The sequence below is a fragment of the Nitratidesulfovibrio liaohensis genome, assembly GCF_011682075.1.
Lineage (GTDB): Bacteria > Desulfobacterota > Desulfovibrionia > Desulfovibrionales > Desulfovibrionaceae > Cupidesulfovibrio > Cupidesulfovibrio liaohensis.
In genome coordinates, this window is record NZ_VSMK01000221.1 from 1 (window position 1) to 4,335 (window position 4,335).

Here is a 4,335-nt window from a genome sequence, read left to right on the forward strand (position 1 = left end):
CTGGTCGGCGGCTCGGCCCCCGACCCCGCCGTCGCCCCCGTCCATGGAGCCACGCCGGTCCCTGGTTCCACTCCCTCTCCTGCGCCCGCCCCCGCCGCATCGCCCGGCATGGACCGCGCCTTCGTGTACCTGGAGGCGGACAGCTCGCGCGACGTGGACCGCGCCGCCCTGTTCGAAACCCTGGGCCGCATCCCCGACCTGCTGGAATTCCGCATCGTGGACACCCTGCCCGCAGAGGAACGCGCCAACCGTTTTCTGGTGCTGCTGGACAACCTGCGCGACGGGGTGCTGTCCATCGACGCGGAAGGGCGGGTGACCTCCATCAACAAGGTGGCCCGTGAAGTCTACGGATGTACCGGTGCGTCTGGCGTGTCTGGCGCGTCTGGCGCGTCTGGCGTGTCTGGCGTACTGGGCACGCCGGGCGCCTCCCCCGCCCCCGACCTGTCCGGCCTGCCGCTGGATGCGCTGGGCCTGCCCGACCGGGGCATCCTGGACTGCCTGTCCGGGCGCGAACTGGTGGACGCCAAGCGAGAGGTGGCCACCCCCGGCGGCGGGCGGCTGCAATTCTTCGTCACCCGCAGGCCCATCCGCGACGGCGAAGGGCGCATCATCGGCGCGGTGGAAGTGGCCCGCGACATGCGCGAAATCCGCAAGCTGGCGCGTTCCATCACCGAGCCCACGCAGGTGACCTTTGGCGACATCGTGGGCCAGCACCCGGCCATCGGCTTTGCCATTTCCTTTGCCCGGCGCGTGGCCACGACCGATTCCATCATCGCCATCCGGGGGGAGAGCGGCACCGGCAAGGAGCTGTTCGCGCGGGCCATCCACACCGCAAGCATGCGACAGGGGCCGTTCGTGCCGGTGAACTGCGCGGCCCTGCCGGAACAGCTGCTGGAAAGCGAGCTGTTCGGCTACGAGGCCGGGGCCTTTACCGGCGGACGGCGCGAGGGCAAGCCCGGCCTGTTCGAGACGGCGCGCGGCGGCACCGTGCTGCTGGACGAGATAGGCGACATGCCGTTGGCCTCGCAGGCCAAGATGCTGCGGGTGATGCAGGAAGGCAGCGTGCGCCGGGTGGGCGGCACGGCAGAGGTGCCCGTGGACGTGCGCATCGTCACCGCCACCAACCGCACCCTGGAACGGCTGGTGGAGGAAGGGCGCTTTCGCCAGGACCTGTACTACCGCATCAACGTGCTACCCATTCACATTCCGCCGCTGAAGGAACGGCCAGAGGACATCGCCGTGCTGGCCGAGCACTTTCTGCTGGGGCTGGCCGCCCGGCTGGGCGGGCCGGTGCGCAGCCTTTCGCCGGGGGCGCTGGCGCGCCTTGCGGGCCACCACTGGCCGGGCAACGTGCGCGAACTGAAGAACGTGGTGGAGCGTGCCGCCATCCTGTGCCCGGACGATGTGGTGGGCGCGCGGTTCATCCTGTTTGCCCACGAGTTGGAAGGCGGGCTGTTCGGCGAGTCGGCCCGGCTGGCCGACGGCGTGGCCGATACCGTGGCCGATGCGGCGGCGCTGGCCTCTGGCCACGAGCATCATGGGGATGGCGAGGGGCGGCTCAAGGACATGATTGCCGTTTTTGAAAAACGGATCATCGTCGATGCCGTGGCCGCCGCAGGCAGTGTGCGCAAGGCGGCAAGAAAGCTTGGAATTTCCCATACCGCCCTGCTCGACAAGCTGCGGCGGCATGGTTTGAGGATGGTCTGAAAACTTTCCAGCGGTCTGAAATGTTTCCACTCGCCCTGCGGCATCATTTCGGGTTTTATGCGCTGTTTATTTGAACAGTGGTCTGATTTATTTCCACTTTGGGTGCGGTGCCTTGCCGTGCCGCTTCCATTCCCCGCCGTTCCCCTTCCCTGCTCCTCTTCTTTTTGCGTTCGCAACTCACTGGTCCGATTTGCGTTTTTGTGACTCACCCGGAAATTTCGGCGTTTTGCCCGATTTTCCGGCAAGTTGGCAAGGCGTTTGCTTTGGTGGGCCTGCGCCCGCGCGGGCGCGCCCTGTCCGGGGTTTTCACAGCGCACCGAATCGCACCGCAACGCGCCGCACCACCGGCGTATCTGGAGGCTCAGATGATCGTTGGCATCCTGAAGGAGATCAAGAAGGAAGAAAACCGCGTCGCCATGACCCCCGCGGGTGTCGAGGTGATGGTGCACGCCGGGCATACCCTGCTGGTGGAAAAGAACGCCGGTGCGGGCAGCGGCTTTGCCGACGAAGCCTACGTGGAAGCGGGCGCCACCATCGTGACCACCCCGGCCGAAATTTACGCCAAGTCCGACATGGTCATGCACGTCAAGGAGCCCCAGGCGTCCGAATACGGCATGATTCGCCCCGGTCAGATCGTGTTCACCTACCTGCACCTGGCCGCTGACGAACCGCAGACCCAGGCCCTGATCAAGAGCGGCGCGGTGTGCATCGCCTACGAAACCATCCAGAAGGCCGACGGCAGCCTGCCCCTGCTCACCCCCATGAGCGAAGTGGCCGGCCGCATGGCCATCCAGCAGGGCGCCAAGTACCTGGAAATGGCCCAGGGCGGCAACGGCGTGCTGCTGGGCGGCGTGCCCGGCGTGGACCCCGGCACCGTGGTGGTCATCGGCGGCGGCGTGGTGGGCACCCATGCGGCCCGCATGGCCTGCGGCCTGGGCGCCAAGGTGTACATCTTGGACATGAACCTGGACCGCCTGCGCCACCTCAGCGAAGTGATGCCCTCCAACTGCTTCCCGCTCATGTCGTCCCCGGCCACCGTGCGCAAGCTGGTGCGCGAGGCCGACGTGGTGGTGGGCGCGGTGCTGGTCACCGGCGCCAAGGCCCCCAAGCTGGTCACCCGCGACATGCTGAAGACCATGAAGAAGGGCGCCGTGCTGGTGGACGTGGCCATCGACCAGGGCGGCTGCTTCGAAACCTCGAAGGCCACCACCCATACCGACCCCACCTTCGTGGTGGACGGCGTGGTGCACTACTGCGTGGCCAACATGCCCGGCGCCGTGGCCAAGACCTCTACCCTGGCCCTGACCAACGCCACCCTGCCCTACGCGCTGACCATCGCCAACAAGGGCTGGAAGCGCGCCATGCAGGACAGCTGCGAAATCGCCAAGGGCGCCAACGTCATCGACGGCAAGATCACCTTCAAGGGCGTGGCCGAGGCCTTTGGCCTGGACTACGTTTCCGTGGATACCTTCCTGAATTAGTCCCCCTTCCGGGCGGACCTGATGCTGCACCTCCGCGCGGGGCCGGGCGGACCGCCCGCCGGCCGGCCCGCGCACCGCATTTCCCCGACCCCTGCCTTTGCATTCCCGGCCCGTCGCGGACGTTCGTCGCGTCCACGGCCAAAGGCCCGCCCTACGGGGGGCGGGCCTTTTTTCTTTGGTGTCTGATGTCGCCCCGCAGGGCACGGGAACAAGGCGGCGCGTACCGGCTACTGGATGCGGTGCCGGAACAGCCACCCGGCGGCGGCCATGCATACCGCGCCTATGAGCGCCAGCGGCCACAACTGCGGGGCCAGCAGTGTCAGGTCCGCCCCTTCCAGAAACACCCCCCGCACCACGATGAGTATGTAGCGCATGGGGTTCACCAGGGTCAGCCACTGCACCGGTTCGGCCATGTTGGCGATGGGCGTGGCGAAGCCGGAAAGGATGGCGGCGGGCATGGTGAACAGGAACATGCCCAGCAGCCCCTGCTGCATGGTCACGGACAGGGACGAGATCATCAGGCCGATGCCCACCACCGAGAACAGGAACAGCACCAGCCCGGCGTACAGGGTAAGCAGGCTGCCGCGCAGGGGCACCCCGAACCAGAACACCGCCATGGCCACGATGAGCGATGCCTCGAACAGCCCCACCAGAAAGCCGGGTGCCGCCTTGCCGATCAGCAGTTCCGTGGGCCGGTAGGGGGTGACCAGCATCTGGTCGAAGGTGCCCTGCTCGCGCTCGCGGGCCACGGACAGGGCGGTGATGATCAGGGTGACCACCATGGTCACCATGACCACGATGCCCGGCACGAAAAACCACCGGCTGAGCAGGTTGGGGTTGTGCCACGCCCGCGTCAGCAGCGTGGAGGGCCGGGGTTGCCCGCCGTGGGCGGCCACGTAGCGCGCGCCGAAGTCGTCCACGATGGAGGCCATGTAGTTGAGGGCAAGCCCCGCCGTGTTGGAGTTGCGCCCGTCCGCGATGGCCTGGACCACTGCCTGGGAGGGTGCCACGGAGGGGGCCGGGGCAGGGATGGTGGAGGTCGCGGCGATGGTCGTGGTGGAACCGGAAGAGTCACCGGCGCTGCCCGCATCGGCGGCGGCCGGCTGCCCCACCCCGCCGCGCAGGGTCAGCGCGCGCTCGAAGCCCT

The 4,335-nt window shown here is 67.7% G+C and carries 3 protein-coding genes; 2 read left to right on the forward strand and 1 reads right to left on the reverse strand.

Annotated elements, in window-relative coordinates; genetic code table 11:
- Together FVW27_RS08840 and ald are read left to right on the forward strand one after the other, a co-directional pair.
- Entirely contained in the window at window positions 1–1,707 is a 1,707-nt protein-coding gene (locus FVW27_RS08840; RefSeq protein ID WP_243838304.1) for a sigma-54 interaction domain-containing protein, read from the forward strand.
- Between the two features lie 365 nt (window positions 1,708–2,072).
- The gene (gene ald / locus FVW27_RS08845; RefSeq protein WP_167124436.1) at window positions 2,073–3,188 is read left to right on the forward strand and encodes an alanine dehydrogenase; all 1,116 of its coding nucleotides are present in this window, start codon (window positions 2,073–2,075) and stop codon (window positions 3,186–3,188) included.
- Window positions 3,189–3,415: 227 nt separating this feature from the next.
- Here ald and FVW27_RS08850 read toward each other — a convergent pair.
- Window positions 3,416–4,335: ABC transporter permease (locus tag FVW27_RS08850; RefSeq protein ID WP_167124438.1), on the reverse strand; the 920-nt coding region annotated here is incomplete at its 5' end.

Excerpts from the sequence above, each read along its gene's own strand:
- ald (WP_167124436.1), top strand. The coding sequence starts at position 2,073 with ATGATCGTTGGCATCCTGAAGGAGATCAAGAAGGAAGAAAACCGCGTC.